At 48.0% G+C, this 26,643-nt stretch carries 25 protein-coding genes; 11 read left to right on the top strand and 14 right to left on the bottom strand.

Annotation, left to right across the window (positions count from 1 at the left end; all coding sequences use genetic code 11):
• Positions 1–49: 49 nt before the first annotated feature.
• The 4 genes from ACF8PK_RS01490 to ACF8PK_RS01505 all read left to right on the top strand — a co-directional run bounded on the left by ACF8PK_RS01490 (position 50) and on the right by ACF8PK_RS01505 (position 2,707).
• Positions 50–1,222, top strand: coding sequence for a conjugal transfer protein TraF (locus tag ACF8PK_RS01490; RefSeq protein ID WP_014257315.1), 1,173 nt, complete (start codon positions 50–52; stop codon positions 1,220–1,222).
• Positions 1,223–1,265: 43 nt separating this feature from the next.
• Complete coding sequence (locus ACF8PK_RS01495; RefSeq protein WP_004728141.1) at positions 1,266–1,424, top strand: YoaH family protein; 159 nt, start codon at positions 1,266–1,268, stop codon at positions 1,422–1,424.
• 592 nt (positions 1,425–2,016) lie between these two features.
• The gene (locus ACF8PK_RS01500) at positions 2,017–2,631 is read left to right on the top strand and encodes a hypothetical protein (RefSeq protein WP_143680467.1); all 615 of its coding nucleotides are present in this window, start codon (positions 2,017–2,019) and stop codon (positions 2,629–2,631) included.
• Complete coding sequence (locus ACF8PK_RS01505; RefSeq protein ID WP_241669783.1) at positions 2,621–2,707, top strand: DUF3693 domain-containing protein; 87 nt, start codon at positions 2,621–2,623, stop codon at positions 2,705–2,707. Before ACF8PK_RS01500 ends, ACF8PK_RS01505 begins: the two co-directional genes overlap by 11 nt.
• A gap of 215 nt (positions 2,708–2,922) precedes the next feature.
• Here the strand turns inward: ACF8PK_RS01505 and yciH are convergent, their stop codons facing one another.
• Positions 2,923–3,234: a stress response translation initiation inhibitor YciH gene (yciH, locus tag ACF8PK_RS01510; protein ID WP_014257320.1), complete on the bottom strand. Its 312-nt coding sequence runs from the start codon at positions 3,232–3,234 to the stop codon at positions 2,923–2,925.
• A gap of 8 nt (positions 3,235–3,242) precedes the next feature.
• On the bottom strand, positions 3,243–3,617 hold the full coding sequence (locus ACF8PK_RS01515; RefSeq protein WP_038152387.1) for a DUF3319 domain-containing protein: 375 nt from the start codon (positions 3,615–3,617) through the stop codon (positions 3,243–3,245).
• Positions 3,618–3,718: 101 nt separating this feature from the next.
• On the opposite strand from ACF8PK_RS01515, the gene ACF8PK_RS01520 reads away from it, so the two are divergent.
• Positions 3,719–4,687, top strand: a complete 969-nt coding sequence (locus ACF8PK_RS01520; protein ID WP_392439775.1) for a tyrosine-type recombinase/integrase — start codon at positions 3,719–3,721, stop codon at positions 4,685–4,687.
• Here the strand turns inward: ACF8PK_RS01520 and ACF8PK_RS01525 are convergent.
• Together ACF8PK_RS01525 and ACF8PK_RS01530 are read right to left on the bottom strand one after the other, a co-directional pair.
• Complete coding sequence (locus ACF8PK_RS01525) at positions 4,671–5,675, bottom strand: D-alanine--D-alanine ligase (RefSeq protein ID WP_392439777.1); 1,005 nt, start codon at positions 5,673–5,675, stop codon at positions 4,671–4,673. The two genes, ACF8PK_RS01520 and ACF8PK_RS01525, sit on opposite strands and share 17 nt — an antisense overlap.
• 159 nt (positions 5,676–5,834) lie before the next feature.
• Positions 5,835–6,419 carry an SPOR domain-containing protein gene (locus tag ACF8PK_RS01530; protein ID WP_004728146.1) on the bottom strand — a complete coding sequence of 195 codons (585 nt, stop codon included), beginning with the start codon at positions 6,417–6,419 and terminating at the stop codon, positions 5,835–5,837.
• A gap of 216 nt (positions 6,420–6,635) precedes the next feature.
• Between ACF8PK_RS01530 and ACF8PK_RS01535 the strand changes: the two genes are divergently transcribed.
• Entirely contained in the window at positions 6,636–9,323 is a 2,688-nt protein-coding gene (locus ACF8PK_RS01535) for a bifunctional acetate--CoA ligase family protein/GNAT family N-acetyltransferase (RefSeq protein ID WP_392439779.1), read from the top strand.
• Between the two features lie 50 nt (positions 9,324–9,373).
• On the opposite strand, the gene ACF8PK_RS01540 is transcribed toward ACF8PK_RS01535, so the two are convergent.
• Entirely contained in the window at positions 9,374–10,270 is an 897-nt protein-coding gene (locus ACF8PK_RS01540) for a LysR substrate-binding domain-containing protein (protein ID WP_392439781.1), read from the bottom strand.
• A gap of 244 nt (positions 10,271–10,514) precedes the next feature.
• Between ACF8PK_RS01540 and ACF8PK_RS01545 the strand changes: the two genes are divergently transcribed.
• Positions 10,515–12,617 carry a TonB-dependent hemoglobin/transferrin/lactoferrin family receptor gene (locus ACF8PK_RS01545; RefSeq protein WP_392439783.1) on the top strand — a complete coding sequence of 701 codons (2,103 nt, stop codon included), beginning with the start codon at positions 10,515–10,517 and terminating at the stop codon, positions 12,615–12,617.
• Positions 12,618–12,988: 371 nt separating this feature from the next.
• On the opposite strand, the gene ACF8PK_RS01550 is transcribed toward ACF8PK_RS01545, so the two are convergent.
• The 4 genes from ACF8PK_RS01550 to ACF8PK_RS01565 all read right to left on the bottom strand — a co-directional run bounded on the left by ACF8PK_RS01550 (position 12,989) and on the right by ACF8PK_RS01565 (position 15,701).
• Positions 12,989–13,240 carry a hypothetical protein gene (locus ACF8PK_RS01550; RefSeq protein ID WP_392439785.1) on the bottom strand — a complete coding sequence of 84 codons (252 nt, stop codon included), beginning with the start codon at positions 13,238–13,240 and terminating at the stop codon, positions 12,989–12,991.
• A 1-nt stretch (position 13,241) separates the two neighbouring features.
• Positions 13,242–14,933, bottom strand: coding sequence for an SgrR family transcriptional regulator (locus ACF8PK_RS01555; protein WP_014257327.1), 1,692 nt, complete (start codon positions 14,931–14,933; stop codon positions 13,242–13,244).
• A gap of 81 nt (positions 14,934–15,014) precedes the next feature.
• Positions 15,015–15,248, bottom strand: a complete 234-nt coding sequence (locus ACF8PK_RS01560) for a DUF3389 domain-containing protein (RefSeq protein ID WP_004728152.1) — start codon at positions 15,246–15,248, stop codon at positions 15,015–15,017.
• Entirely contained in the window at positions 15,249–15,701 is a 453-nt protein-coding gene (locus ACF8PK_RS01565; RefSeq protein WP_004728153.1) for a hotdog fold thioesterase, read from the bottom strand. It lies immediately after the preceding gene.
• 172 nt (positions 15,702–15,873) lie between these two features.
• Between ACF8PK_RS01565 and ACF8PK_RS01570 the strand changes: the two genes are divergently transcribed.
• Together ACF8PK_RS01570 and ACF8PK_RS01575 are read left to right on the top strand one after the other, a co-directional pair.
• On the top strand, positions 15,874–16,662 hold the full coding sequence (locus ACF8PK_RS01570) for a M48 family metallopeptidase (protein ID WP_038152142.1): 789 nt from the start codon (positions 15,874–15,876) through the stop codon (positions 16,660–16,662).
• A 141-nt stretch (positions 16,663–16,803) separates the two neighbouring features.
• The gene (locus tag ACF8PK_RS01575) at positions 16,804–17,370 is read left to right on the top strand and encodes a PhnA domain-containing protein (RefSeq protein WP_392439788.1); all 567 of its coding nucleotides are present in this window, start codon (positions 16,804–16,806) and stop codon (positions 17,368–17,370) included.
• A gap of 85 nt (positions 17,371–17,455) precedes the next feature.
• Here ACF8PK_RS01575 and ACF8PK_RS01580 read toward each other — a convergent pair whose 3' ends face one another.
• From ACF8PK_RS01580 to ACF8PK_RS01590, 3 genes are all read right to left on the bottom strand, one after another.
• The gene (locus ACF8PK_RS01580; RefSeq protein WP_004728156.1) at positions 17,456–17,647 is read right to left on the bottom strand and encodes a hypothetical protein; all 192 of its coding nucleotides are present in this window, start codon (positions 17,645–17,647) and stop codon (positions 17,456–17,458) included.
• A gap of 377 nt (positions 17,648–18,024) precedes the next feature.
• Positions 18,025–18,984, bottom strand: coding sequence for a TerC/Alx family metal homeostasis membrane protein (locus ACF8PK_RS01585; RefSeq protein WP_392439791.1), 960 nt, complete (start codon positions 18,982–18,984; stop codon positions 18,025–18,027).
• 451 nt (positions 18,985–19,435) lie between these two features.
• Positions 19,436–21,169, bottom strand: coding sequence for a bifunctional UDP-sugar hydrolase/5'-nucleotidase (locus ACF8PK_RS01590; protein ID WP_143680488.1), 1,734 nt, complete (start codon positions 21,167–21,169; stop codon positions 19,436–19,438).
• Positions 21,170–21,435: 266 nt separating this feature from the next.
• On the opposite strand from ACF8PK_RS01590, the gene ACF8PK_RS01595 reads away from it, so the two are divergent.
• The gene (locus ACF8PK_RS01595) at positions 21,436–23,067 is read left to right on the top strand and encodes an ATP-dependent endonuclease (RefSeq protein WP_004728159.1); all 1,632 of its coding nucleotides are present in this window, start codon (positions 21,436–21,438) and stop codon (positions 23,065–23,067) included.
• A 245-nt stretch (positions 23,068–23,312) separates the two neighbouring features.
• Here ACF8PK_RS01595 and ACF8PK_RS01600 read toward each other — a convergent pair whose 3' ends face one another.
• A complete protein-coding gene (locus ACF8PK_RS01600; protein WP_158141889.1) occupies positions 23,313–23,807 on the bottom strand; it encodes a DUF1097 domain-containing protein in 495 nt (164 codons plus the stop codon).
• A gap of 184 nt (positions 23,808–23,991) precedes the next feature.
• Positions 23,992–24,897 (bottom strand): LysR substrate-binding domain-containing protein, encoded by a 906-nt coding sequence (locus ACF8PK_RS01605; RefSeq protein WP_038152153.1) that lies wholly within the window; start codon positions 24,895–24,897, stop codon positions 23,992–23,994.
• A gap of 216 nt (positions 24,898–25,113) precedes the next feature.
• Between ACF8PK_RS01605 and focA the strand changes: the two genes are divergently transcribed.
• Entirely contained in the window at positions 25,114–26,565 is a 1,452-nt protein-coding gene (gene focA, locus ACF8PK_RS01610; RefSeq protein WP_143680489.1) for a formate transporter FocA, read from the top strand.
• Positions 26,566–26,643 lie beyond the last annotated feature (78 nt).

A 26,643-nucleotide genomic window follows, 5' to 3' on the forward strand; every position in this document is an offset into this window, starting at 1 on the left:
AGAGAATATGCCGCTATAAAACGAAACGGAACTTACGGTTTATATCGGCATGAATAACAAACTCAAATTTCTTGCGCTGTCAGTCGCGATTGCCGCGCCCAGTGCCTTTGCAGCAAACTACGCCGTAGAAGCTCGCGGTGATGCCATGGGCGGCGTTGGTGTCGTCTCCGCCAACTATCTCACAGCCCCATTTTATAACCCTGCGATCGTTGCCATTTACCGACGCAATGACGATGCAGGCATGATTCTTCCCAGTATCGGCTTTACCTACAACGACCCCGATCAAATGGTCGATGGCATGGATAACATTTCCAGCATCATCGACAGTGGCGATCTCAACCGCGCTGGCGAATTGCAAACAGCAATGAACGACGTCAGTGGTGACGTTCTTAGCGCCCATCTTGGTGGCGTTGTCGCATTTGGTATCCCAAACCGCTATCTTGCTATGAACATTTTTGGTAAGGCGTATACCGAATCTTTTGCCACCACGAACATCGCAGATTCCTGCCCGAGTTACACAGAAGGCTCGGATGAATGTACCTTTGAGAAAGCGCAAAACAGTACTGTTAACGCAGTGTCCGTCGCCGTGACTGAAGTCGGGATCACGTTTGCGAAATACCAAACGTTCATGGGACAACACATGTCCTTTGGTATCAGCCCGAAACTACAACGCATCTATACCTACGTCTACGAAGCCAGCCTCAACGATTACGATATCAAAGATCTGCGCGAAAACAGCAATGGCGAAACCACGTTTAATATCGATGCCGGTGCACTTTGGTTCTACGGGCCGTTTCGTATCGGTGTGGCCGCGACCAACTTGATCAGTCGAGACATCGAAACGAAAAGCGTCGCGTCTAAAGTGTCAGGGAATCCCAACCTACAATACGCTTATCAAATTCGTCCGCAATTTACAGTCGGTGCCGGTTTAGTGGCAGATTACGTCACCTTAAGTGTCGACTACGATATCAATGAAGATCAACGCTACAAAAGTTTTGCCGACAATACACAAATGATTCGTGTTGGTGGCGAAATCGATTTGATGCGCCAACTGAAACTGCGGGCAGGGTATTATAAAAACTTAGCCTATAGCGGTAGTGAAGGGACGGTTACGGCCGGTGTGGGGATCTCGCCACTGAACCTGTTCCAATTGGATATCGGTGCCAGCTACACCAACGAAGATGCCATGGGCGGTTTCATAAACTTCCTTGCGAGTTACTAAACGAACCACTATAGTTGGGCTCCTTAAACAAGGAGCCTTTTTTATGTTTGATGATTTACCCACGCTATCACACGCCGAGCAACAAGCTGCGGTTGAAAAGATTCAGGCCCTGATGTCGCAAGGCATAAGCACCGCAGAAGCAATCAAAATCATTGCTCAGGAAATACGACAACAACAAGCAGAGCAACAAACCAAAGAATAGGGCACGTCAGTGCTCTTTTTTATGCCTTTCATTTAGACTTACAACTCCAGTCCCACCCCTAGAAATCACCCACAAAATACTGTTTAAAGATAAATAAAACATTTAAAACAATGAGTTAATGCAGAATAAAATACTACATTAGGATCGAATTTACTTGTTGATGTAATTTTATTACACGTCAAATTACACACCCAAATGGTGCCAGTTTATTATTCTGTCACGTTACGGTGTGATTACTTACTCTTGCCATATCGGCTGTAGTTACTTGTATTGAATTGAACACCAGAGAAATAGCAGCCAATCCAACCGCCAATCGAAAGGCACAACATCAAGAATTGATTTGGTTCAGAACAACAGCGCCATACAGCACAAAATATATGAGGTAACTCCTAGTGACGTTGTCACTCAAGTGGGCTTTATGGATTGAAATCAAGAAGGTTTTGAATCGAGAGAATGTCTGCCTCAGAGTGCGCAATCTGAGGGTTAGCAATAAAAAACACAGTAACTTGCGCCATAAACCGGGAAAAGATCGCGGTCTAACTTAGCGCGACGCCGTAAAGTGGCTTGTTGAGAAATGACAAGAGGAAAGTCAGTGAAATTTGTATCTATGGGCTTTGGTTTATGTGCAGCGCTGATCTCAATCAGTTCCCATGCTTCATTTCAGAAGAACGAATACTTCGATTCAATGTACAACAAGAACGTCTATGAACGTTACGTAACTAGCGGTGGTAATCACTTAGGTTTTCGATGTGATTCTGATACCTACAAGCGAACCATGTACCTGACATTTGGATCGCAGAACGCTATCGGTTCACCGAACCAAGAAATGAAATTGCGTATTAAGATTGATGGCGGGAACATTTACGATCTTGATGGCCGAATGTACTCATCAAGTTATGAAAGTGGAGTCGTCGAAAACTATCCTAAAGAGCTGCTTTACGCGATCAAGCAAGGTCGCACAGCCCATTTAGAGGTATACAGCTATAACGCTAGAAAGATTCGCGCATCATTCAACTTATCAGGGTCAAGCAACGCGGTGAATGATGTTAGCAGCCGTTGTGATGTAACTTTTCAAGCTGACCCTTACACCAATTACAACGAAGAAATCATGCGTTTACAACAAGAGAGAGACCATAAGATTTATTTGCTAGAGCAAGAGTATGCGAAGAAGATTGCTGAGATTCGCTCAAAAGCCTATGGAAGATAAAGCGTACTGGGAACGCATAGCAAAAAAGTATAACGGACTGGGATTACAAGGATTATCAATGGTTGTGGGCAGTTGACGTTATATGCGACCGAGGTTAAAGCATTACTATTACAGTGCGCATTATGTACGTTATGTTAAATGATGTTCGCTAATAAGAAGAGCACGTTCTTTTGGTGCTCTTCTCTGCTGTGTTTGGTTTGTTTGGTTATCTAGCGATGACATTCAACATAACTGGATTTACCATAAAATAGCTAATAACTACTTTGCTATCTAACGATATCAACCTGGTTATTAGCCACCAGCCAGTTTGACTTTAAAGCCTTTCTTTTCCAGTAACGCTTTAATTTTGTCTCTCATGTCGCCTTGGATTTCAATTTCGCCATCTTTAACGGAACCGCCGCAGCCACACACTTTTTTCAGTTCTGCAGCGAGCAGCTTTAACGGCGCATCATCTAAGTCTAATCCCTTAACGATGCAAACGCCTTTGCCTTTACGTCCTTTGGTTTCTTTGTGGATACGGACAATGCCGTCGCCTTTAGGACGCTCAATTTTCTCAGGTTCCTGTTTAATTCGGCCGACTTCTGTCGAATATACAAGTGTCATGATTTCTACTACTTCTTCTGTTGTGCTTCCGCTCGCTGTTTGGCGAGTAAGAAGGCTTCAATATGTTTTTGAATAGCAACTTTAGAACCTTTGATTAAGCGGCCATTAAAAAAACAATACCATCCGTTCGCTTCACCGGTGTCGTTCTTTATCGTGAACCCGTTGAAGTTTTCGTGTGCGCCCGCAGCGACTTCGCGTTTACGGCCCACCGACTCGAATTCTCTCGGGTCGATAATCGATGCCGTGTCACACCACCAATCAATGCTTTTCTTTACGGCGGCTAAGTTGCCCGTTAACACATGGTTCTTGATCTGAACTTGCCACACTTCGTTAGAATTTGGCGCAGATTTAAGGGTAAACCCTCGATAAGTAGCTAAAGCCATACGCATCTGGTTCTTCTAGTTGCAGTTACCTAAATAATAATTGTATATCCTGTGTTAGCAAGTATATTTATCACTAAAACCGTAAGTTATAGTGCGCTAGGATGAAAAAAAACCTTACTATCATCACAGATCAAAGTATTTTAAAACATAAGCTTAATGAGTTTGGTCGTCTTGTCACTCTAGAGCAAGTTGATCAGCTCACGCAGCATCAATACACTCGAAACTCGCTGTTAGCCTTCACAAAAGATTGGAATCTGTTCCTCAATTTCTGTCAATTACGCGCCGTGCGTGCGTTGCCTGCGTCGGTCACCGCCGTCAGAAAGTTTCTTGAACATGAGGCTCGTTCGAGAAAATTCAGCACACTAAAACGTTACGCGGTCACTATTAGTTTAATCCATACCCTACTCAACCAACGCGATCCAACCGCTAACAGCCAAGTGCGTACAGCCCTTCAGCAACTACGGTTAGACAAACATGGCGATGCCACTCAAGCCTCGAGCTTTGAATCTCATCATCTTCATCAGCTGTTTGAACAATTGAAGAACAAGCAGTCGCCCAAGCCGGTGCGCGATCTCGCCATTTATCATGTGATGTTCGAATGCGCACTCAAACGTGCGGAGCTGAAAGCGCTGCACGTTCATCAACTTGTCATCAATGAGAGTAACGAAGAACAATACTCGCTGACGCTTGCTGATTCTCACTATGTGTTATCGTCGCAAGCGAGCCGATGTATCACAAAATGGTTGAATTGCATTGGGGAACACGATGGTGTGCTATTTCGCGCCATCGACCGTCACGGAAACGTGTCTTCATCGGCGTTGGATGATTCGTCAATTTTTCGAATCTTACGCAATGCCGGCGCTTATTTGGGAGATGAAACGCTGAAGTTTTCCGGACAATCAACACGAATTGGCGCCGCGAAAGAGTTGGCCAAACAAGGCTACAAAGCGAAAGATATACAGGCGTTTGGACGTTGGCTCAGCCCCGCAATGCCTTATCAATACATGGGTAATGATCACACTGCGGAGCGAGAGAAGCTAAAATTTGTGAAATTTAAGCCTTGGGAGTAAGAGAACGACGCACGCAATCAGCGAGGAATTCATCGAATTGATGGCCATTGTTCGCCAACATTTTCGGGAACATGGAAATCGGTGTCATGCCGGGAAAGGTATTCACTTCATTCAGATAAACGTGACCTTCTGGCGTCAGGAAGAAGTCAATGCGTGACAAATGACGCAGTTTCATGTGCGTAAACACCTTTTGTGCCACCTGATGAATCAACGCCTGTTGTTCATCGGTTAGATTGCCAGCTTCCACTTCCGTACGAGAATGGCTGTCGGTGCTGTACTTCTCTTCGTAGCTGTAAAAAGCATCTTTTGGCGCGATAATTTCACCCGGTTTGGTAATGAACAGCTCGCCATTCATTTCATAAGCTGCAACTTCCAGCTCACGAGGTTTCACCGCTTGCTCGACCAACACTTGCTCTGAATAGCTAAACGCCGCATCAATCGCCGCCGCAATTTGGTCTTCTTTTGTGACCTTGTAACAGCCAACCGAAGAGCCTTGGCGCGCCGCTTTGATAAACAAGCTGCCCCATTTCGCAAATGCGTCTTGCGTGTTTTTTAGCGCCTGTGCATTGTTTTCAGACAGGAATAAATAAGGCGTGTTTGGAATATCTAACGCGTCGTACCACAGCTTTGAGGTGATTTTGTTGAAGCTGTTGGAACTGGCTTCAGGGCCACAACCCAAGTAAGGAATGCCTGCCAATTCAAACATAGATTGGATGTCGCCCGTTTCACCCGGGTAACCGTGAATACATGGAATAACGAAATCAATCTTGAGCGACAAACCTTCGCCATTCAACGTGGCTGAGTTCGTATCTAAATACACGATCTCACCCGTATCGGAGAACCATCCCTCTTTTTTCATTTCTACCCTGACTACATCGAAGTCAGGCGTCAGTGATAATTGCTGCTGTAGATAGTTCGCAGAAACCAGCGAAACTTCATGTTCTGAAGAGCCGCCGCCACACAAAAGTAAGATAGTTGTTTTTGTCATTAGATCTTTCCGTGACACCAAATAGGAATTGCCCACTATGATAGTCAATTCGTCATGAACTTACACTGTTCGAGACAATTTCTCACACAATCATGGTTTAAGTGGTTAGAGAACAAACAACAAAGGGGCTAAATAGCCCCTTTGTTGCGTCAGTCAGAGTTAGTTCAACTTGTTTAGTGTTGGGAACTCAGAATTCTTGATGGAGTCGATGCTCTTCACAAATGGTTTCAGAGATTGGAACTCACCAGGCAGCGTGCTGATCGCTTCTGCAGCCTCTTTGCGCGTTGCGTAGTCACCATAAAGCACGGTGTACCATTTGGTGCCATTCACGACTTTGTAGTTTTCCCAAACTGGCTGGCCATCTTTTGGCAGTTTGTTGGCAAACTGATCTACTTTAGTTTGTGTACCCACCGCGACAACTTGAATCGTAAAGCCGTAACGAGGATTCATTTGAACTTGTTTGGCTGTTGGCGGAGTGATTGCAACCGCAGGTTTCGCTTGAGTCTGAGGACTCATCTTGACTACTTTCTTCTCGTTGTCAGCCGGCGTCATCTTAATAACGTTCAGCTCAACGTTTTTCTCGGTCACACCTTCAGCCGTGCCTTCATCAGACACAACAGGTTGCGGAACTTCAGCAACGGCAAACTCTTCCGTATGACTTTCCGTGGTCACATCAGTGATGTAGCTTCCCGAGGAACAAGCAGCGAGGACCGCTGACAAGCCAACAATTGCAACTTTTTTCATGGATTCTTAAACACTCTAAGTAGAAAGTAATTAAATCATGCCGATAGCGGCGCTGAGAATCAAGCACAGCAGCCGAATTATCACCGATATCCTGTGATTTGTGACACAAAGTGGACTCACTTCGCTGCTGACAGGATCACAACCGCATCAAATACACGAACAGTTTAATCCGGAATTGGTTAGGATATAAACAGGTCAACCTGTGGCGCAATAATTATGAATAATTTAAGTCAGTTACTGAAGCCTAAATCCGTTGCGGTGATTGGGGCGTCGATTCGCCCGTTCCGTGCCGGAAACATCGTCATGAAAAATCTGCTTCAAGGTGGATTTGATGGCGCCATTATGCCCGTGACACCTTATTACCCTTCGGTATGCGGCGTGCTGGCGTATAAAACCATTGATGCATTGCCCTTAGTGCCCGACATCGCCATTTTATGCACGCACGCGTCACGCAACGTCACCATCTTTCGGCAATTGGCGGATAAAGGCGTCTCTAACGTCATTGTACTTTCGTCAGACATGTACACGTTGGATGCACAAGGCCGTGAAATTCAAGAGCAATGCACCGCGATTGCCAAAGAATCGGGCATGCGCGTGCTTGGACCTAACAGCTTAGGTTTGATCCTACCGTGGATCAATTTCAACGGTTCGTTCTCTCCAGTCACTGCATCACGCGGGAACATTGCGTTTATCTCCCAATCGGCAGCAGTATGTACCACCATTCTCGACTGGGCGAACGACAAACAGATCGGCTTTTCCGCGTTTGTCTCGTTGGGCAATGCCAGTGACATCGATTTTTCGGATCTACTGGATTGCCTCAGTACCGACAAACACACCGACGCGATTTTGCTCTATGTCGATACGATTAAAGACGCGCGGCGGTTTATGTCTGCAGCGCGTGCCGCTTCGCGTAACCGACGCATTCTGGTGTTAAAAGGCGGTCGCACAACCGCAGGTCGCAAAGCAGCGCAAATGCACACCGGGGGCGATGACACGCTCGACATCATTTACGACTCAGCAATTCGCCGCACCGGTATGCTGCGCGTAAACAACACGCACGAACTATTTGCCGCGGTAGAAACCTTAACCCATTCCGTACCACTGCGTGGTGAACGCCTTGCGATCATTACCAACGGTGGTGGCCCGGCGATTATGGCGATCGATACCTTGCTTGAACGTGGCGGGAAACTTGCTGAACTTGAAGCATCGGTGTTCGAGACGCTCAATCAGTGCCTGCCGCAAAGTTGGTCGCACAGTAATCCCATCGATATCGTCGGCGACGCCGACCACACACGATACGTAAACGCGTTGAATGCCGTGCTAGACAGTGACGACATTGATGCCATTCTGATCATGCACAGCCCGTCTGCCATTGCGCATTCTGAACAGACCGCGCAAGTCATTGTCGATGCGATCAAAGCACATCCACGCTCGCCACGCTTTAACATTCTCACCAACTGGTCGGGAGAACTCACGGCGAAACCGGCGCGTCAGATCTTCAATCAAGCCGGCATTCCAACATACCGAACGCCAGAAAGTGCGGTGGTTGCGTTCATGCACTTGGTCGAATACCGACGAAACCAAAAGCAACTGATGGAGACGCCCACCACCGCCGAATCCGTGCACGTGTCTGAAGTCAACAGCGCCAAACAGTGGATTAATGAACACCTAGAACAAGCGAACTTGGCACATTTGGATACCCACCAAATCGGGACGTTATTGAAATGTTTTAACTTCAATGTGCTACCGACTTGGATTGCGTCCGATGCCAGTGAAGCGGTTCATATTGCCGAAACCATTGGTTATCCGGTGGCGGTGAAGCTGCGCTCACCAGACATTGCACACAAATCTGACGTGCAAGGGGTCATGCTCAACCTGCGTAACAGCGCTGAAGTGGCGAGCGCGGCGCAAGCGATTTTGGATCGCACCCAAATCTCCTACCCGTCTGCTAATATTCATGGCCTGCTGGTTCAAGGCATGGCAAAACTGGCTGGCGGTGAAGAACTTCGTATTAAGGTTAAACACGACACCACTTTTGGCCCGGTGATTTTGCTGGGACAAGGCGGCTCAGAATGGAATGAATCGATCGATGCCGCGGCAGCGCTGCCGCCGTTGAACATGACACTGGCGCGCTACCTGATTGTGCGTGCAATTCGAAGCGGCAAGATTCGCCTGCAAAAATTGCCCGTCCCGATCGACATTGAGGGCCTGTCTGAATTCTTAGTTCGAATCTCGCAAATGGTGGTTGAGTGTCCGCAAGTACACGAACTGGATATTCATCCAGTCCTTGTCAACGGTAGCCAATTTACCATCCTCGATGCCGACTTAACCTTGAAGCGTTTCGAAGGCGATGCCCAAGGTCGCTTGGCAATCCGCCCATACCCTGCGGAGATGGTGGAATATGTAGAAGCCAAAGATGGTGAACGCGTCACGATTCGCCCCATCCTGCCTGAAGATGAACCCGACCACGCTGCGTTCATTAAAAAAGTCAGCAAAGAAGATCTCTACAAGCGATTTTTCTCGGATGTTGGGGAGTTCCACCATGAAGCTCTCGCCAACCTGACGCAAATTGATTACGACCGTGAAATGGCGTTTGTGGCGGTCAGCCACCAAGGAGACAAAGAGGAGATCATTGGCGTCTCACGCGCGCTGATTAACCCAGAAAATACCGATGCCGAGTTTGCGATTTTGATTCGCTCAGACCTGAAAGGAAAAGGCTTAGGCAAGATTTTGATGGGGAAAATCATCGATTACTGTCGCAACAAAGGCACCGCGCAAATTTCAGGGATGACCATGCCCACCAACCGTGGCATGTTGACATTGGCACAACGGTTGGGATTTGCCGTCGATATCCATTTTGAAGATGGCACCGCCGACATGGTCTTGCCGCTGAACGGTCAGTGAGCTGAAAAGCCACCGCCGGATCTTGACGATCGAGCGGTGGCTTGTTGATCTTAAACCAAATGCCAATTTTTCTTGAGGTATTGAATACACCAAGATTTTGCTTCACCAATCTTGTTTCGACGCCAGGCCATGATGATTTCCATGTCAATTCCCTGGCTACCTTCAATCTTCTTGAGTTTTCCTTCAGCAATCAATGGCTCAGCCACATGCTTTGGTAACGTACCAATGCCGAGGCCATTCACCAGTGCTTGGCATTTCGCATTAAAGTTGGTCACTGTCAGGCGCGGTTGCTTTTCCAAAATATTCACGCTCATGGCTGGTTGATCACGCGCGGTGTCGGCAATGGCAATCGCACGGTATTTTTGGCGCGCTTCGTCATCAAACTCACCGCTGCGTTTATGAACGTAATGATCGCTCGCAGCCACCCACATCATTTCCATGTTGCCCAGTGGTTCCGCTTTCACATCTTGCGGCAAGGTGTCGATTTTCGGACAAATCAACAAATCCGCGCGGTCAGCGGCTAACGATTCCCAGCCCCCTGCCAGAATATCTTCTTGAAGGCGTACACGTGTCTTGCTCACATTGCCTAACGCTTCGACCAGCGGGAAGAAGTTGGCAATCGGAATGATGCCATCAAACGCCAACGTGATGTCCAGCTCCCAGCCGTTCGCCAATAAAGTTGCATCGTTCACCAGTTTCTCCGTCGCGGAAAGGATGGCACGTCCCCGCTCCAATATCAGCTTGCCTGCATCAGTGAAGTTCGCTTTATGCCCTGAGCGGTCGAAAATCATGATATCCAGATCCTGTTCCAACTTCTGAATCTGGTAACTCAACGAACTCGGCGCACGATTCAACTCATTCGCCGCAGCTGCAAAACTGCCACGACGCTCAATAGCATCGAGTATGTGTAACGCCTCTAACGTAATTGGACTTTGCAAAACCAACATCCTTATATTGATAGAACGCCCACTAAGCGTGATTCAAATCACACTTATTTAATAAAGTAAAAACTTTATTTCTAGCGTTATTTTGGATTAACTGATTGATTAAATTAATTTAATTGACCTAATCATGACATTTTTAATAGAAAATTGACCGCAACAACACAAATGCAAATGATAGTAATTATTATTTAGATCCAGTACACTCTGCCGCGAACATACTTATATGGACTTACTAAGGTAAAAGCAGATGTATAACCGATCCTTACTATCGATGGCGATTGTCCTGGCTCTCTCTCCTTCCGTCTATGCAGACGATTATGCCTCATTCGACGAAGTCGTGGTATCCGCGACCCGCACAAATCAAACGCTCGGTAACACCGCCGCAAAAGTTGACGTGGTGAGTGAGAAAGACATTGAGAAAAACATGTCGAAAGATATCGGCGAAGTGTTTGAATATACGCCAGGTGTCACCGTCAATGGTTCGAATCGTCAAGGCATCCAAAACGTGAATATTCGTGGTGTTGAAGGCAACCGTGTGAAAATTCTGGTTGATGGCGTGGCACAAGCGCAAGCCTTTGACGGCCAACCGTACGACTTCATTAACTCCAGTGCAGTGTACATTGAACCAGACATGGTCAAAAGTGTTGAAGTGGTGAAAGGTGCGGCGTCGAGTTTGCACGGCAGTGACGCCGTAGGCGGTGTTGTGGCATTCGAAACCAAAGATCCGCGTGATTTCTTAAAAGACGGCGAATCCTTTGGCGGCCAAGTGAAGCTCTCCTACTTTTCAGAAGACAAATCATTCAGTGAGCACGTCGCGCTGGCCAACCGTATCGGCGATTTAGAAACCCTCGTGGCATTCACCCGTCGTGATGGCGAGAAAATCGATAACTTCTCAAACAACACCCATGAAAACTACTCCGTCACTGACCAAGATACGTCGAAAAACGATCTGTTGATTAAGCTGCAATATCAGCTCAATCCTGCCCATCGCCTTGAGTTACTGGGGGAAGTCATTCATAACGAATCGGATTCGGACATCTACCACGCCACTTACACGCAATACAGCGGTGAAGACACCACGAAGAAAACCCGCATTGGCTTGAAACATATCTGGAACGCTGATTTGGGCATGGCGGACACCATCACCAGCAAAGTGACGTGGCAGAAGAAAGATGACAACGGCATCACCCACCGCACCAGCTCAACAGCCAGTGAACGCAAAGACTACGTATACGAAGACAACCGTTGGGATGTCGAAACTCAGTTCGACAAGCTGCTGACCATTGGCAGTGTTGAACACAACTTCATTTACGGTGTCAGCCTGACGGCGGCGGACATTGAAAACACCAACATGACCTACAACCTGCTGACCAACACCAGCAGCCAGACGGTGTACACACCAGACTCGACCGAGCGTAAAGTAGGCGTATTTCTGCAAGATGAGATGGCGTTCATGAACGGCAGCCTGATCATCACTCCGGGAATTCGTTACGACTGGTTTAACACCAATCCGGACGACATTGATGGCACCAGCTACGAGACGTACAAAGATTCCGCCGTTACAGGTCGTGTGGGTGCGGTTTATCACCTCAACGACGAAAATACCGTCTTCTCTCAAGTGAGCCAAGGCTTCCGCGCACCGACCTTCAGCGAACTGTACTACGTGTATGGTGGCGGCTGTTACTACGGCTTCTGTTATGAAAACATTCCAAACCCGGATCTGAAGTCGGAAGAAAGTATTTCGTACGAGCTGGGCTATCGTCATCGCACTGCGGCAACCCGTTCTGAGATTTCGTTCTTCTACAGCGATTACGACAACTTCATCGATCAAACCAGCAGCAACGATGGTTCGATGACCTCGTACTACTACACCAACATCGATCAAGCGACCATCAAAGGTGTGGAACTGAGCAATACCCTATTGCTGGACAAACTGATCAACGCGCCACAAGGGATGAGCACTAAATTGGTTGCCGCCTACACCGAAGGTGAAGATGGCGAAGGAAACCCACTCAACAGTGTTAACCCTTGGAACGCAGTTGTTGCGTTGAACTACGACGCGCCAAGCACGCAATGGGGTTCAAGCCTAAAAGTGAACTACACTGCGAAGAAATCATCAAGCGACATCAATAGCGACGATTCTTCACAAACCGAAATGCCAAGCGCGACCATCGTGGATATCACCGCGTATTACAAACCGATCAAAGACGTGACATTGACAGCCGGTATTTTCAACGTGACGGATAAAGAGTACTACAAGTGGAATGACGTGCGCGGTTCCAGCGAACTGGATCTCGATAAGTCTCAGCCAAAACGTAACTTTGCAATCACGGCGAAGTACGAATTTTGATTTCAGAGCTTCCATGATCAAAAAAGCCAGCAAAAGCTGGCTTTTCTTTTATTTAAAACATTCAAAAGGAAAAGAAAAAATGAGAATGAAGTAAATTATTTGTTTTCTGTCATTTCTTTTTTAACCATAACCACAGCGGCTACGATAAAAGTAATAACTAGCGCAAGTTCCATAGTTTCCCCTTATTTTTTAGCAACTTCTCGCTCCAATTCGGAACAACTGCAGTGTATCACTTCCAAAACTTATTGGTAGCCCGATGCATTAAAATTCTAATTTTTATCGATCGAGATCAAAATTAGACCTAACCCCATGAAATTTTAAGTTTTCTGAACCGATTTTCCAATAATTTCAAAAGATAACTTAGACAGTGTTTATTTTACCATCACCTTGCCACCCGCAATTTTCCACGCCGGCGCACCGCGAATCATGGCTTCGCGCGCAAACTCGCTCCCACAGTTCGGACAACGCCCATCGCCCTGCGTGGCATCTTGAGCGATGCGTGCTTTGAAGCATTTGATGAGCGCGCCCTTGCCGCCTTTATGGTATTTGAATAACACCGTGCGACACTTCACGCAGGAAATGTCGACCGTCTTCTCAGGCAGTTTTTTTCTCGGTTTTGCCATCTTAATCGAACTCGGGTTTCACCCACACTTGCGCGAAATCAAACCAGCCCAGCGCGTTGCATTTGGCATTTTGCAGCGAACCACACTGATCTTTGGAAACACCCAACCAGCAATGGAACATCGGAATGATTTGATGTTGCTCAACCAGCGATTTACCGAGCTCTTTCGCCGGAAAAACCGCCTGTGAGTCGGCACGCCATTGATCCACCAAACCGCACCAATAGTTGAAGTCGTCACCGCGGCTTAAATGCTCAACATCAGAATAATTTAGCAACCAGCCCGCCAACGCATCGTCGCGGTGGTTGGCGATGCCCATGGCTTTAATCCAAATATCTACCGCCGTTTCTTCCGTCAATGACAACTCGTATTTAATGAATTCAACATGGATGCCATCTTCATTCAGTACCTGTTGAATCACTTTCGCGAGTGTCGGAAACATCGGATGCTGCGCATGATAAGCGACCGTCACTGAACGTTGCGCCGGCGGTGTGAGGGTAAAATCGCTCGGCGCCTGATGATACCAACCCGGTTTGAGGCCATAGGCGGGTAAAACGCCCAATTCCACCACTTTTTCTTCCGGGATGCGGCGAAACAGATTCAGCGTACTGAGTTTGTTGTGAAAATAGGTGGCCCATTGAGAGTCTTTCGCTAAGCCATTCTTGCGGTTTAATAGCAAGTAGGTACAGCCGGGATCGAGGTCGACGTCTTCGGTCGAAGACCCCCGCGGAGTTTTAATGGGATGCGATAGGCTCGGAAACACCATGGAGGAATGCGCTTCATCAATCACCCACACTTCCACGCGATCAAGCAGCGGCCGAAACCCGAAGTAGCCATCAAAAGCTTGCAGCACCAAACGTTTCTCATCATTGACGATCACTTTGTATGGGCCGCTCCCAATCGGCATCAAATCGAAATCGTCACCGCGCTGTGATTCTGGTAAGAGAATTTTGGCACACGCTTCCGACAGCAACAGCGGCAAACGGTGATCCGGCTTTTGCAGGTGGATATCCACCACGCAGTCACCCGGTGACATCACGGTATCAATGTGAGAGAACAGATTCACAAAACGTAGTTGCCACAAACTTTGGATCACAATGTCGGTGGTCAGCAGTTCGCCATTGTGAAAACGGACACCGGGGCGAATGTAAAAACGCCAATGGGTTGGCGTGATGGCTTCCCATGTGTGCGCCAAATCGGGTTGTAGTTGTTCGTCTTCATCAAGACGCGTCAAACCGCTGTAGATTTGGCGAGCGATGTGCAATTCAGAGCGACGCATGGGCTTGAGCGGATTGAGCATCGACAACGGTCGATAGTACGGCAAACGAACCACCTGCAAGCCTTCTTGATGCTGCACGCCTAAGTAACTCTGAATCACTTGCGTGAGCTTGGCAGCATCTTGATCAAGTACCGATAACGCCTGACCAATTTTGCCCTCTTCAAGATAGCGCCGTGCGAGATTCTCGCTCACATCCGACCGGCTGCGTTTAAACAGCAATTGCGACAGTTTGCCTCGGCCAGCGGCGGGATGCCATTCGATCCACCCTTCTTCTTCCATTTTATTCAATACAATCCGCGCGTTACGCCGAGTACAGAACAAAATTTCTGTGACATCTTCAAGTTGGGTGTCCGTGTCCTGACCATTGAAGTGTTCGAACAGGGTTTCGAACTGGACACGTAAGCGAGGGCTACTCATAAAGGGGAAATCTCATGTAAACGACTACGCCAATGAGTTTCCCTATTTTTAAGAGATTTGACAAGTAAGAGCTGGGAATCTTTAAGCGATGTCACAGCCTAATTCAGTGGCGAGCAAACGAAGTTGCGCTTCGTTATCTAACTTCAATGACCATTTCGCTTCAGAGCCGTTCACCGCAACCACATTTGCGCCGCGGCCAATCAGTTCAACGGCATCACTTTGCGCTTGCAACGTGACGTGATGCTCCCCTTGCAAACGAATCACCAACTCATGCGCCGTCACGATGATTTTTCCGCTTTTAAATTCGATGACCATTTACGCCTCAGTGCTCAGTTTTTGTTTGTTGTTCTTGGCTTTCTTCACCGCCATCGTTAAACGGCTGGTACACACCAAACGGCCACGTTCATCGGTGATGGTGATTTGCCATACCTGTGTTGAAACGCCCAAATGAATTGGAGTCGCTGTGCCCACCACATGTCCTTCTCGCATCGAACGGATGTGGTTGGCGTTAATGTCTAGCCCGACACAGTATGACTCATCGTCAACACAAAAATTGGCCGCAACAGATCCCAAGGTTTCCGCCAGTACCACCGATGCGCCACCATGCAACATGCCAAGCGGTTGATGGGTAAAGTGACACACTGGCATCGTCGCAGAGACTGAATTCTCGCCAATCTCGGTATAAATAATTTGGAGATGATCAATCAGCGTATTTTTTGAGGTGGCGTTAAGAATCTCTAAGCTGATCGGCTTTTTCCAAATGTCCATGTGAATATCCTTGCGTTAAGCGGCTGACTGACCCGCCAAAAAAGTGTGAGTTGGCTCTATTGTAACGTGCTGAATGGCAATGACAAAACGACATTCGTCGTCAATTCAGCAAGAGCCATGATATGATTTCAACGTTTTTATCACGCCACCTTATGCTCGACCGGAGATCTCAATGCGCCCATGGTTTAAAGCTTCTTGCATCCTCACAGTAATCGGCCTAACAGCTTGTGCCGCGTCCCCCACGGGTCGCAATCAGATCCTACTGTTTTCCAACAAAGACATGAGCAGTTTAGGCGCGCAGTCTTTCGATCAAATGAAACAGGAAACGCCGATCAACAAAGACGCAAAAACAAATCGTTACGTGCAATGTGTCGCTAACGCGATTACTGCGCAGATTCCACAGCAGGCAGGTTATGACAGCTGGGAAGTGGTGGTATTTGAAAGCGATCAAGTCAACGCATTCGCGCTTCCAGGCGGCAAAATTGGTGTCTATACCGGCCTGCTCAACGTTGCCGTGAACCAAGACCAACTGGCCACGGTGATTGGCCACGAAGTGGCGCACGTGCTCGCCAATCACAGTAATGAACGGTTATCGCAAAGCCAATTAGCCAGTATGGGGCTGCAAGTCACTGACTTAGCAATAGGCTCCTCGGCATACGCACAATATAAAGATGTCACCATGGCCGCGTTGGGTGTGGGCGTTCAATATGGGGTGATCCTGCCTTATGGCCGCTCTCAAGAATCCGAAGCGGATATCGTGGGCTTAGAACTCATGGCGCGTGCTGGGTTTAACCCACAACAAAGTATTGATTTGTGGCAGAACATGGCCAAAGCTTCTGGAGGAAGTCAACCGCCGGAATTGCTCTCCACCCACCCGTCACACAGCACACGCATTCATGATTTAAGCGCAAAGATCAAAACATTACCGACCTCTTCGACGCCACGTCCACAGTGCGGCTGATACAAATCACACAATTTGGGGTTGTTTGTATCAATTCAATACAAATAACCCGTTGATTTACCGTGTTTGATGCAATATCCCTTTAAATCTTGTGCGTAAAGTGGATAATACGCGCCTACGAAATTTTACAAGGTGGGTTTTATGTCTACGGAAGCAACGCTACTTACACGCTGCGAATCTAAATGTGAACTTTGTTCTGCAGAGTCACCTCTATCTCCTTTCGTGGTTGCACCACATACACAAGTGACTGTGGACCACGCAGTGATGCTATGTGATACCTGTAAAGGTCAGATTGAAGACCCAGACACCGTAGATGCCAACCACTGGCGCTGCCTCAATGACAGCATGTGGAGTCAGGTAGCACCTGTTCAGGTGTTGGCTTGGCGTCAACTGAAGCGTCTGGCGACCACTGAAGGTTGGGCGCAGGATCTGGTCGAAATGATGTACATGGAAGAGGAAACTCAGAAGTGGGCAGAAATCGGTATGGATGACGATGCAGACAAACCGCTGGATGTGAACGGCGTTGAGCTGAAAAAAGGCGACGACGTGACCGTGATTAAAGACCTTCCAGTGAAAGGGTCAAGCATGGTGATCAAACAAGGTACTGCGGTACGCGGTATCGCGCTGACAGACGACCCAAAACACATTCAGGGTAAAGTCAACGGTCAGACCATGTACATCATTGCGGAATACTGCCGCAAGAAGTAATTGAGATAAAGCGCGGCTTCGGTCGCGTTTTCTTTATGCCATAAAAAAGCCGACATGAATGTCGGCTTTTTTGTATCGCTTTTGCTTAGCGTGACAAACCAATGTCACGTTGCATGTGGCTAGATAATTCTGCACTGTGGTAAGTGCGCGTTTGTTTGTCATCAACAAACAGAATATCAACCAAATGTTTCATCAATCCTTTGAAGTTAACCGCGTAGGTTTTTTTATCCATAGAGGTTGGTGCTGTAACAGTACCCAAACGCATTGCTTGTGCCATGTGAGCCTCTCTTAAATAAATCGGTAACTTACTGTGTTGGCACGAATATTAGGCAACTTCGGCGGATTAAAAAAATGACAAAATTTGGCCATTCGGATTAGTTTAACTTATGAAACAATCCAGCAACAACCACTAAAATATCCATGCTTAAACGCCGCATGATTAGTCATTTTATACTCATTACTGCGCATAAATAATGAGCAGCAATTTCACGTGTCACAATGACATACAATTTATTTACACAACAAAAAAGCAAATTATTGTGAGCGTGGTTTATACACATGAGCTGTACACATGAGCTATACATATAGCCTGTACACATCCTCTGTACAGAAGTGTGCTACGACCGAACCCTGTCAATCGCAGCACATCGTCACCTACTCTTCTGATTTAACGTGACTTAACGTGGCGTGGCGTTGGCCTTTGATCACCGACGCAATCACCGCCGTCAGCATGGTCAACAGCAGTACCAACAGCGAAACTGGGGTTGGAATTTCCCACGCCGATCCCACCAGTAACATTTTGACGCCGATAAACATCATAATGAACGACAGTGCGGGTTTGAGATAGATAAACTTATCCATCATGCCTTGCAACACAAAGTAAAGTGAGCGCAAGCCCAGTAACGCGAACACGTTTGCTGCCAGCACCAAGAATGGCTCACGTGTGACGGCGAAAATCGCCGGGATCGAGTCCAAAGCAAACATCACATCCATAAACGCAATGACGCCAACGACAATGAACATCGGAGTCGCCCACCAACGGCGGTTCTGACGTACCCACAAGGCATTGCCAGCAAACGAATCTGTCACCGGGACAAATCGGCGAATGAGTCGCTCTGGCGCTGGGTTAATTTCCTCATCGCCTTTGTCACGTGCCAGTTGAATCCCCGTCCAGATCAGAAACAGCGCAAACACGTACAGCAACCAGTGATACGTTGCGAGCAGCTCAGCACCGACGAAAATCATCACCGCACGCAGTACCAACGCACCAATCACCCCCCACAATAGCGCGCGAGGACGCAAATGCTCAGGAACGGCATATTGATGAAAGATGATGGCAAAGACGAATAGGTTGTCGACGCTCAAAGACTTCTCTAACAGATAGCCAGTGAGAAACGACACGGTCGCTTTTTGCGCGCTATAGTGGCTGTCGGGCGCGTACACGTCCCAGAAATAATAAATGCTTGCAGCAAAAACGAAGGCCAAAGCAAACCAGAACACACTCCAGAGGGTTGCGCGCTTGAGCGTTACATTCCCCCCTCGGGTTTGCCAAATATCGAGAGTAACTAAAGACAGGGTTAGGACAGCAAATCCTACATAAGTTATTGGGGCCATAAATCCTCCATAGGCGGAAGGATTGAAAACCGTCACGTTTCGAAACCTTCCGCATAGCAACGACTACTGCCTTGATTTCAAAGCAGCGTTGAATGCGTTGGTCTCGTCGAAGTGATTGATCTGTTGTTCAACAGTTCAGGCACTCATACTTGCCGGATAAGCCGAAGCTCAACGTGATGACGACAAGTAAACCGATGGCGACTACTCCCCAAACGGCCCCATTTTATGTGCTGGGTTGCATTCAGTCCAGATCTGGATCAAAAAAGGAGCGAATCACGCTCCTTTTTATCAGATCCCGGCAAACGGTAGTACATACACCAATGCCGACCATACGCTCACCCATGCGACAACCACTAATGTGTCTAGCCAGTCTTTGCTCCACATATTTTCCCCCTGCAATTTCCGAGTTGAGAAACTGAGACAGAAAAGACTAAGCAAAGACCGAGCCACTTTATTGCATTGAGTTCATCGCTTGAGTTTTGTGACGAGCCAGCAGTGCTGGTTGGTCTGATAACGCTTCGATAAACGCATCGGCCATCGACACCGTACTGACAAAACCTTCCCCTTGCATGTTGATGAGCGCATCGTATCCTTCTTTACCTTTCATGGTATAAGCCGACGACGTTCCACAATAGAGACTTTGTGGATCAACAGGTTGCCAGTGGTTGTCGATGAAAATACGCAAGTTTTGAATGCGTTGTCCCATCGGTTTGTCTGCATCGTAATCAAACGATAAATGACTGGTGTAGGGGTAACTGCCCGAACCCGTTCCAGCCACACCATTATTGGTCGCATTGTTGATCGCGCCCTCTAACGTGGCGGCAATCACCTCGCCTTTCACGTGATACACACCGATCGGAACGGCAAACGGAAGTAATTTTCCGGCAATGTCGGCAACAGTCACTTTCCCCGGCAAAATCGAGGTTCTCACGCCACCCGCATTGTGGATCGCGAACTGAACATCGTGACCGCGCTGCCGCATGGCATGAATGAAAGATTGTGCCACCAACGGTGCCAATTCACTCGGGCCTTCTTCATCCGGGATCCGCACATGGCGCAGTTTCTCCGGCGCGTTGGCGATGACTTGGCTTTGCAATTCACGCACACGCGGAATGTATTTATTGAGCAGCAGCCCCTGCACTTGCGGATCTTTCTTACACACCACCACATTGGGATGATTATTGACGTACTCACACGCCTGCAAATGAGCAGTATCACTGCCCGCTTCATTCATACTGGCATCCAAGAATAGTCGACGTCCCAATAGCAGCTCGTTACGCCCTTCAAAGTTCACCACGTGGCCATCTTGGTCAAAATCGATATGGCAATGACCAAGCGCCAGCGCGTACAAACCCGCTTGAACCACATACGTACCGTTGATGAACTGGCCGTATTCCTCTTCGTTCGACAACCCCAAAGCGCTGAAGTCGCCTTGCAACACGTGGCTGTGGCCTCCCACAATGACGCTGATGCCGTCCACCTGCTCTGCGAGTTCTTTGTCAACGTCGTAGCCTAAGTGACTGACCAAGATGATCTTGTTGATGCCAGCCCGTTGAATTTCGGCCACAGTGTGGCGTGCGGTTTCGAGCGAGTCCACAAACGGAGTGTCGCAATCGGGGTTGGCAATATCCGCCATTTTATCCAGCGACAAACCAAATATCGCCACTTCACTGCCATCAACCGACTTGGTGATCCAGTTCGCGCAACGTCGCGCAACGTCATACGCTTTCACGTTTGCGTTGTCCGATAGGCGATGCGCTTTATTCTGACGCTCCGCCGATAAATCCCAGTTGCCCGCCAACAGCGGGAAATGAATGCGTTTGGCAAACTGCGCCACCGGCTCGTTGCCCATGTCCAATTCATGATTGCCCAGCGCCATGGCGTCGATATTCAACGCATTCAGCATGTCGGCGTTTGCCTTTCCTTTAAACAGGGAAAAGTACAGCGTGCCCTGGAAGCAGTCTCCAGCATGCACAAACACGAAACCCCGTTTCATGCGCTCGGCATCGTCTCTCAATTGTTGAATGCGGGTTGCGATGCGGGCAAATCCACCGGCACTAACAAAAGGCGTCAGCGTTTGGCCGTTCATATCCAGTGTCAGTTGCAGCGAAGTCGGTTCGAAATAGGAATGGGTATCGTTGATGTGTGCCAGAGTGATGGATGTAATCTCTCTCTTTCTTGTCATATATTCTTCTCTTCTCTTTCACTCTCATCCTAGCCCACCGATCATGACAGAATCGTGACTTTTATGAAATGGCTTTGAAAAGAAACTTATCGCATTTGATGTTTGTCACTCTTTACGCCGCCGGAATTTCGTGACAATTAAAGGGTTAAGTGACTGAATTTGTGATACACACGCCTGTTTCTGTGAGTGAACATTCTGCTTAATCTCATGTTTTCCTTTATCCTTAAATAAAACTCAACACAGCGAACAAAAAGGAAGTTGAGCCTATGCATTTAGAGCGAATTGAAGTATCAGGTTTTCGTGGCATTCGTCGTTTATCGCTCACTTTAGATGAACTCACAACGTTAATAGGTGAAAACACTTGGGGTAAATCATCCCTGCTGGACGCCCTGTCTGTCATGTTGCCGTCCAACGGCCAGCCCTATCAATTTGAGTTGCAGGATTTCCACGTCGACTATTCGATCTCCCACCCACAAACGCAGGATATCCAAATCATCCTGAGTTTTGTCGCCTCCGACACCAAAGAGCATCGCGCTGGGCGATATCGCAATCTCAAACCCGTTTGGCGTGAAGATGAGAATGGTCAGCATCGCATTATTTATCGGGTCAGTGGTTCTCGGGTGCAATACGACATCACCACGGAATATGCTTTCCTTGATCTCGATGGCAATCCAATCCCCATTCATCACTCAGAGAGTTTGGCAAAAGAATTGATGAGCTTGCATCCGGTGATTCGTCTGCGCGACTCACGCCAGTTTGATCGACCGTTTGATGGCAAAAATGGCGTCAACTCGCGCGTGGAGAAACGTATCAACAACACGGCGCGCCGTTTGATGGCCATTCCCGGTCACGTGAACAAAGGCGAAATGCGCAGTAGCCTAAACGCCATGCATGCGCTGGTGGAACACTACTTCTCGTTTAAAAGTCAGAGCCGTAAAAACCCACGTCGCGAACGTGAAAGTTTGGTGTATGGCTCGCCTGCCAATGAAAAGAGCCTGACCCAAATTGTTGATGAAACCAAGAATCGGCAAACTCGATTACTGCTATTAGGATTGTTGAATGCCTATTTGCAGGCCAAAGGCCCGAACGAGCTTCGCCGTTTTGCTCGGCCAATCTTAATCGTGGAAGACCCGGAAGGTCGTCTGCACCCGACACATCTTGCGCGCGCGTGGAGCTTGCTTGAAATGTTGCCAATGCAGAAGATTTTAACCACCAACAGTGGCGACTTGCTAGGTTCCGTACCGCTGCACTCCATTCGCCGCTTAGTGAGAAAGTCGGATAAAACTGTCGCCACCAGCGTACCGGTGCGAGGTTTGAGTCGTGATGAGTTGCGGCGTATCGGCTTTCATATTCGCTTCCATCGTTCCGGCGCGCTCTACGCACGTTGTTGGTTGCTGGTTGAAGGCGAAACGGAAGTGTGGCTCTTTAGTGAGTTGGCACGTCAATGCGGCTATAACTTAGCGGCAGAAGGCGTGCAAATCATTGAATTTGCTCAATCAGGGTTAAAATCACTGATCAAAGTCGCCAAAGCGTTTGGGATTGAGTGGCATGTGGTAACAGATGGCGATGCCGCGGGTAAAAAATACGCGGCCACAGTGCTGGGTATGCTGGGACACGACCAAGAGCGTCACCGCTTAACCGAACTGCCCGACCGCGACATCGAGCACTTCTTGTATTCCCACGGCTTTGAAACGTTCTTCAAGGATATGGCGAAGATCCCGTACGATCATCCGATCCCGGCAAAGAAAGTCGTCACCAAGGTATTGAAGAAACATGCAAAGCCCGATTTAGCGCTGGCGATTGTCTCGCACTGTGAAGAGAACGGCATCGACTGCATTCCGGTCTTGCTGCGCTGGACGTTGAAACGTGTCATCACCATGGCCAATGGCAACACATGATGACTCAACCGTGCTTGGTGTGAACTGAAGGCTCAATTTCGCAGCAGCAACGCATGATGCTGAGGCTTATAAATACAAGCGTGTCGCGGATAAAAAAGAAGGCACACATTCCTGTGTGCCTAGTATCAATGCGGTTCAGCGAAAAGGGACCGTCAAACTGAACGCAAATATCAAATAAACTGATAATTCGATACAAATTAATCGGGGGTGTCTTTTCTCAGAAGCGAGAGCTCTGCGGGGCGTGATTAGGCGATCCGCTCCGCGTCGTTCAACTCTTTTTTCAGATCAGACCGTTTTGATCGCTGATGCAACCAGACTCCGCTTGATTTCATGAGGTAGCCGAACAAACCACCGATGAACAATGAAGGGATCACAAGCTTCCAGTCGCCACTGGCGGCAAATGTCGCACATGAACCAATGAAGGTACCAGGAATGTATGCGAGCCACTGTTTACTGGCTTGAATGCACATAAAAAATGCCACAATCGCAGTAATCACATAACCGAGAATATCAATGCCAACGTAATTGGAGGCTTCGATGATCACCATCGCCCAAAACACGCCGCTTAGATTGGTCAGTAAGCTCTCTCCTAGCCCTCGCAATCCGTCTTTTGGTGAGGCGAAATAGCTGGTACATCCTAAGAAGCCAGCCCAGGACAGTAGTCCAAGTGTCACGGCTACCCAGCCCCAAATACCCGACAGAATTCCCGTAGTCAGTGAAATAGCGAACAGTGTGCTCATAATGCCCTCTACGAAGTCGCCAACCCATCGGGCTGACCACATCAGTGAATCAAGCGAGAATACTAAGAGCTAAATTGTGCCTTTACCAGTGATTTGGATCACAATAAAAATGTATACGATAAACAAATATCATAAAAATCGTGACGCAAACGGTAAATCAACAGATTTAGGAAATATAAAACGGCTATAAAACAGAAGGTCTTCCTTTCATCATTCGCAACCCTTCGCGCTTGATGCACTCCACCAATGGGTTTTCCGCCATGTCCGCACGCCACACGAATGACAAAGTACGCTCCATATTTAGTTCAGGGACGTTGAGTGCAACCAATTGGCCATTCTGAATGAACTTCTCCACATCTAAATACGGCAGGCAAGTCAGGTAAGACCCATTCGCCACCAACGTACGTAGTACAGGCACGTGCTCGTATTCTCGCCACACATCCAGATCGGCAATCAATTTATGAATGGAGCTATCAAAGGTTTTGCGTGTGCCGGAGCCGTGTTCACGCAGCACCCATTTGGCTTGTTCTAATTGCGCCAAACTCACCACGTCACGCTTTGCAAACGGATGATGAGCCGATGCCACCACGGTCAAGTGATCACGACACCACACTTCTTGGTGAATTCGGTTGTCGTCACAGCGACCTTCGATGATGCCCAAGTCATATTTGTAATCCAGGACGCCCTCAATCACCCCTTGGGTACTTTTGACACCAAGGTCGATTCGAATTTCTGGAAAGTCACTATCAATAATACTGATAAGGTCTGGAACAAGGTGTTCTGCGGGGGTTTGACTGGCGCCCAAACAGAGTTCACCACTGATGAGGTGCTGATCGTAAAAGCCCATTTCTATCTGTTGTGCATCCTGCAACAGCTTTTTGGCCTTTGGGCGCAGCCACATGCCCCAATGCGTTAACGCCATTTGCTTCCCCTGTCTTTCAAACAAAGGACGGCCAAGCATTTTTTCCAACTGGGCTAAAGACATGCTCGTCGCCGACTGGGTCAGAGCAAGCTTATCTGCTGCTGTACTGACGCTTCCACAATCGGCGACCGCATCAAAAACGGCTAATTGTTTTAGTGAATATCGCACTGCTTATCCTATGTGTTCTGTGAGTGAACAACTTGCTTATGAGCAAGCGGTTTCATTGTACTTGTTCATTTCGCTATATCAATACAATTGATAGGGATAAAAAAAATTATCAATTTTACCTGTGAATGTTCCGCTCGTAATCTGATCTCGAAACAGCACATAACGTGTTGTTTTCCATAAGGCGCTATTACATGAACATTCATTTGAGGAACAAATATGTCTGCAACAGGTGCTGAAAACCTAAACCATTTTTCGCCATACGAAATGATGGCAGAGGCGGAAAAATTCGCACTCAGTAAGATAAAGAAGAACAGTAGCATGACGCTGAGTCTTGCCGTGATGGCAGGCGCGTTTATTGGTCTGGCTTTCTTATTTTATATCACCGTCACCACAGGCAGTGAATCTGCTGGCTGGGGACTGAGCCGCTTAGCGGGCGGGATTGCGTTCAGTATGGGATTGATACTGATTGTGATCTGCGGCGGTGAGCTGTTTACCAGTTCCGTCCTGTCGAGTATTTCCTGGGCTAACAAACAGATCAGTTTCGGCAAAATGCTCGCCATTTGGGGCAAAGTCTACATCGGCAACTTTATCGGTGCGATGTTTTTGCTGGCTTTGGTCAGTGCGGCCGGTCTGTACCAGCTTGATCACGGCCAATGGGGACTGAATGCCCTCAACATTGCCCAACACAAACTGCACCACACCCTACTGCAAGCATTTGCGCTGGGCGTGCTGTGTAACCTACTCGTCTGTTTGGCGATTTGGCTAACCTTCAGTTCAGCCAACGCGATGACCAAAGCCGTCATGACCATTTTGCCGGTGGCGATGTTCGTCTCCAGTGGTTTTGAACACTGTGTCGCCAACATGTTTATGGTGCCACTGGGCATTGCGATTCACACATTCGCGCCAGAGTCGTTCTGGCAACAAACCGGCGTGACGGCTGCGCAATATGCGGATCTGAATGTCATGCAATTTATTACCGCCAATCTCATTCCAGTCACACTCGGCAACATCGTCGGCGGTGCCGTACTCGTTGGACTGGCGAATTGGGCCATCTATCGTCGTCCCCAATTAAAAATGGCCAATGTTCGTGCAATTACGGAAACAACAACTATCACGTCAGTGAAGGAAGCTACTATGAAAAACACTCTTAATGTCAAAGATATGATGAACACTCAACCTATCACCCTAAGTGTTGAGCAAACCACCGCGATGGCCATCGACACATTGGTCGAACACCGTTTGAATGCAGCTCCTGTTTTAGACGTCGAAGGTCGCTTGGTGGGCATGTTATCTGCACACGACATTATGGTGGATTTGTGGTGCCAAGATTACATTCCAGACGGCGAACAAAAGGTAGTCGATTTGATGACGCGTGACGTGATTGCCATTGATGTTAACGACAAGCTGGTTGATGTGGCCGAGTTCTTCTGTATCGACAAAGACCAATTGTTCCCAACCACCAGCATGGGAATCGCGACACGCTTTAACTCACTGTCACTAGAAGAACGCGCGAAAAGCATGAAAGTCAGCAAACCGCACACATTGCCTGTGCTGGACAACGGCAAGTTTGTCGGCCTGCTGGAACGCAACCATGTTTTAGCTGCATTAAGACCCATTTACGGCGAGCGCCTCAGCGTGGTTGAAGAACAAGAACTCGCGCGTGCTTAATCAAAAAAACGAATAACGCAGATGGCTAACTAAAACAAAGCCCCCGTATCTCGAGGAGACCACGGGGGCTTTCTTTAT

Origin of the sequence: Vibrio sp. CJQ_6 (genome assembly GCF_043106745.1) — a bacterium.
Classification (GTDB): domain Bacteria; phylum Pseudomonadota; class Gammaproteobacteria; order Enterobacterales; family Vibrionaceae; genus Vibrio; species Vibrio furnissii.

Bases quoted from the DNA above. Each gene is read 5' to 3' on its own strand.
- ACF8PK_RS01495 (WP_004728141.1), top strand. From the start codon at position 1,266: ATGTTTGATGATTTACCCACGCTATCACACGCCGAGCAACAAGCTGCG.
- ACF8PK_RS01505 (WP_241669783.1), top strand. From the start codon at position 2,621: ATGGAAGATAAAGCGTACTGGGAACGCATAGCAAAAAAGTATAACGGA.
- ACF8PK_RS01515 (WP_038152387.1), bottom strand. From the start codon at position 3,617: ATGGCTTTAGCTACTTATCGAGGGTTTACCCTTAAATCTGCGCCAAAT.
- ACF8PK_RS01525 (WP_392439777.1), bottom strand. From the start codon at position 5,675: ATGACAAAAACAACTATCTTACTTTTGTGTGGCGGCGGCTCTTCAGAA.
- ACF8PK_RS01580 (WP_004728156.1), bottom strand. From the start codon at position 17,647: ATGGCACAAGCAATGCGTTTGGGTACTGTTACAGCACCAACCTCTATG.
- ACF8PK_RS01560 (WP_004728152.1), bottom strand. From the start codon at position 15,248: ATGGTCATCGAATTTAAAAGCGGAAAAATCATCGTGACGGCGCATGAG.
- ACF8PK_RS01590 (WP_143680488.1), bottom strand. From the start codon at position 21,169: ATGACAAGAAAGAGAGAGATTACATCCATCACTCTGGCACACATCAAC.
- ACF8PK_RS01585 (WP_392439791.1), bottom strand. From the start codon at position 18,984: ATGGCCCCAATAACTTATGTAGGATTTGCTGTCCTAACCCTGTCTTTA.
- ACF8PK_RS01570 (WP_038152142.1), top strand. From the start codon at position 15,874: ATGCGCCCATGGTTTAAAGCTTCTTGCATCCTCACAGTAATCGGCCTA.
- ACF8PK_RS01550 (WP_392439785.1), bottom strand. From the start codon at position 13,240: ATGGCAAAACCGAGAAAAAAACTGCCTGAGAAGACGGTCGACATTTCC.
- ACF8PK_RS01535 (WP_392439779.1), top strand. From the start codon at position 6,636: ATGAATAATTTAAGTCAGTTACTGAAGCCTAAATCCGTTGCGGTGATT.
- ACF8PK_RS01540 (WP_392439781.1), bottom strand. From the start codon at position 10,270: ATGTTGGTTTTGCAAAGTCCAATTACGTTAGAGGCGTTACACATACTC.
- ACF8PK_RS01600 (WP_158141889.1), bottom strand. From the start codon at position 23,807: ATGAGCACACTGTTCGCTATTTCACTGACTACGGGAATTCTGTCGGGT.
- yciH (WP_014257320.1), bottom strand. From the start codon at position 3,234: ATGACACTTGTATATTCGACAGAAGTCGGCCGAATTAAACAGGAACCT.
- focA (WP_143680489.1), top strand. From the start codon at position 25,114: ATGTCTGCAACAGGTGCTGAAAACCTAAACCATTTTTCGCCATACGAA.
- ACF8PK_RS01520 (WP_392439775.1), top strand. From the start codon at position 3,719: ATGAAAAAAAACCTTACTATCATCACAGATCAAAGTATTTTAAAACAT.
- ACF8PK_RS01555 (WP_014257327.1), bottom strand. From the start codon at position 14,933: ATGAGTAGCCCTCGCTTACGTGTCCAGTTCGAAACCCTGTTCGAACAC.
- ACF8PK_RS01530 (WP_004728146.1), bottom strand. From the start codon at position 6,419: ATGAAAAAAGTTGCAATTGTTGGCTTGTCAGCGGTCCTCGCTGCTTGT.
- ACF8PK_RS01595 (WP_004728159.1), top strand. From the start codon at position 21,436: ATGCATTTAGAGCGAATTGAAGTATCAGGTTTTCGTGGCATTCGTCGT.
- ACF8PK_RS01490 (WP_014257315.1), top strand. From the start codon at position 50: ATGAATAACAAACTCAAATTTCTTGCGCTGTCAGTCGCGATTGCCGCG.
- ACF8PK_RS01545 (WP_392439783.1), top strand. From the start codon at position 10,515: ATGTATAACCGATCCTTACTATCGATGGCGATTGTCCTGGCTCTCTCT.
- ACF8PK_RS01565 (WP_004728153.1), bottom strand. From the start codon at position 15,701: ATGGACATTTGGAAAAAGCCGATCAGCTTAGAGATTCTTAACGCCACC.
- ACF8PK_RS01575 (WP_392439788.1), top strand. From the start codon at position 16,804: ATGTCTACGGAAGCAACGCTACTTACACGCTGCGAATCTAAATGTGAA.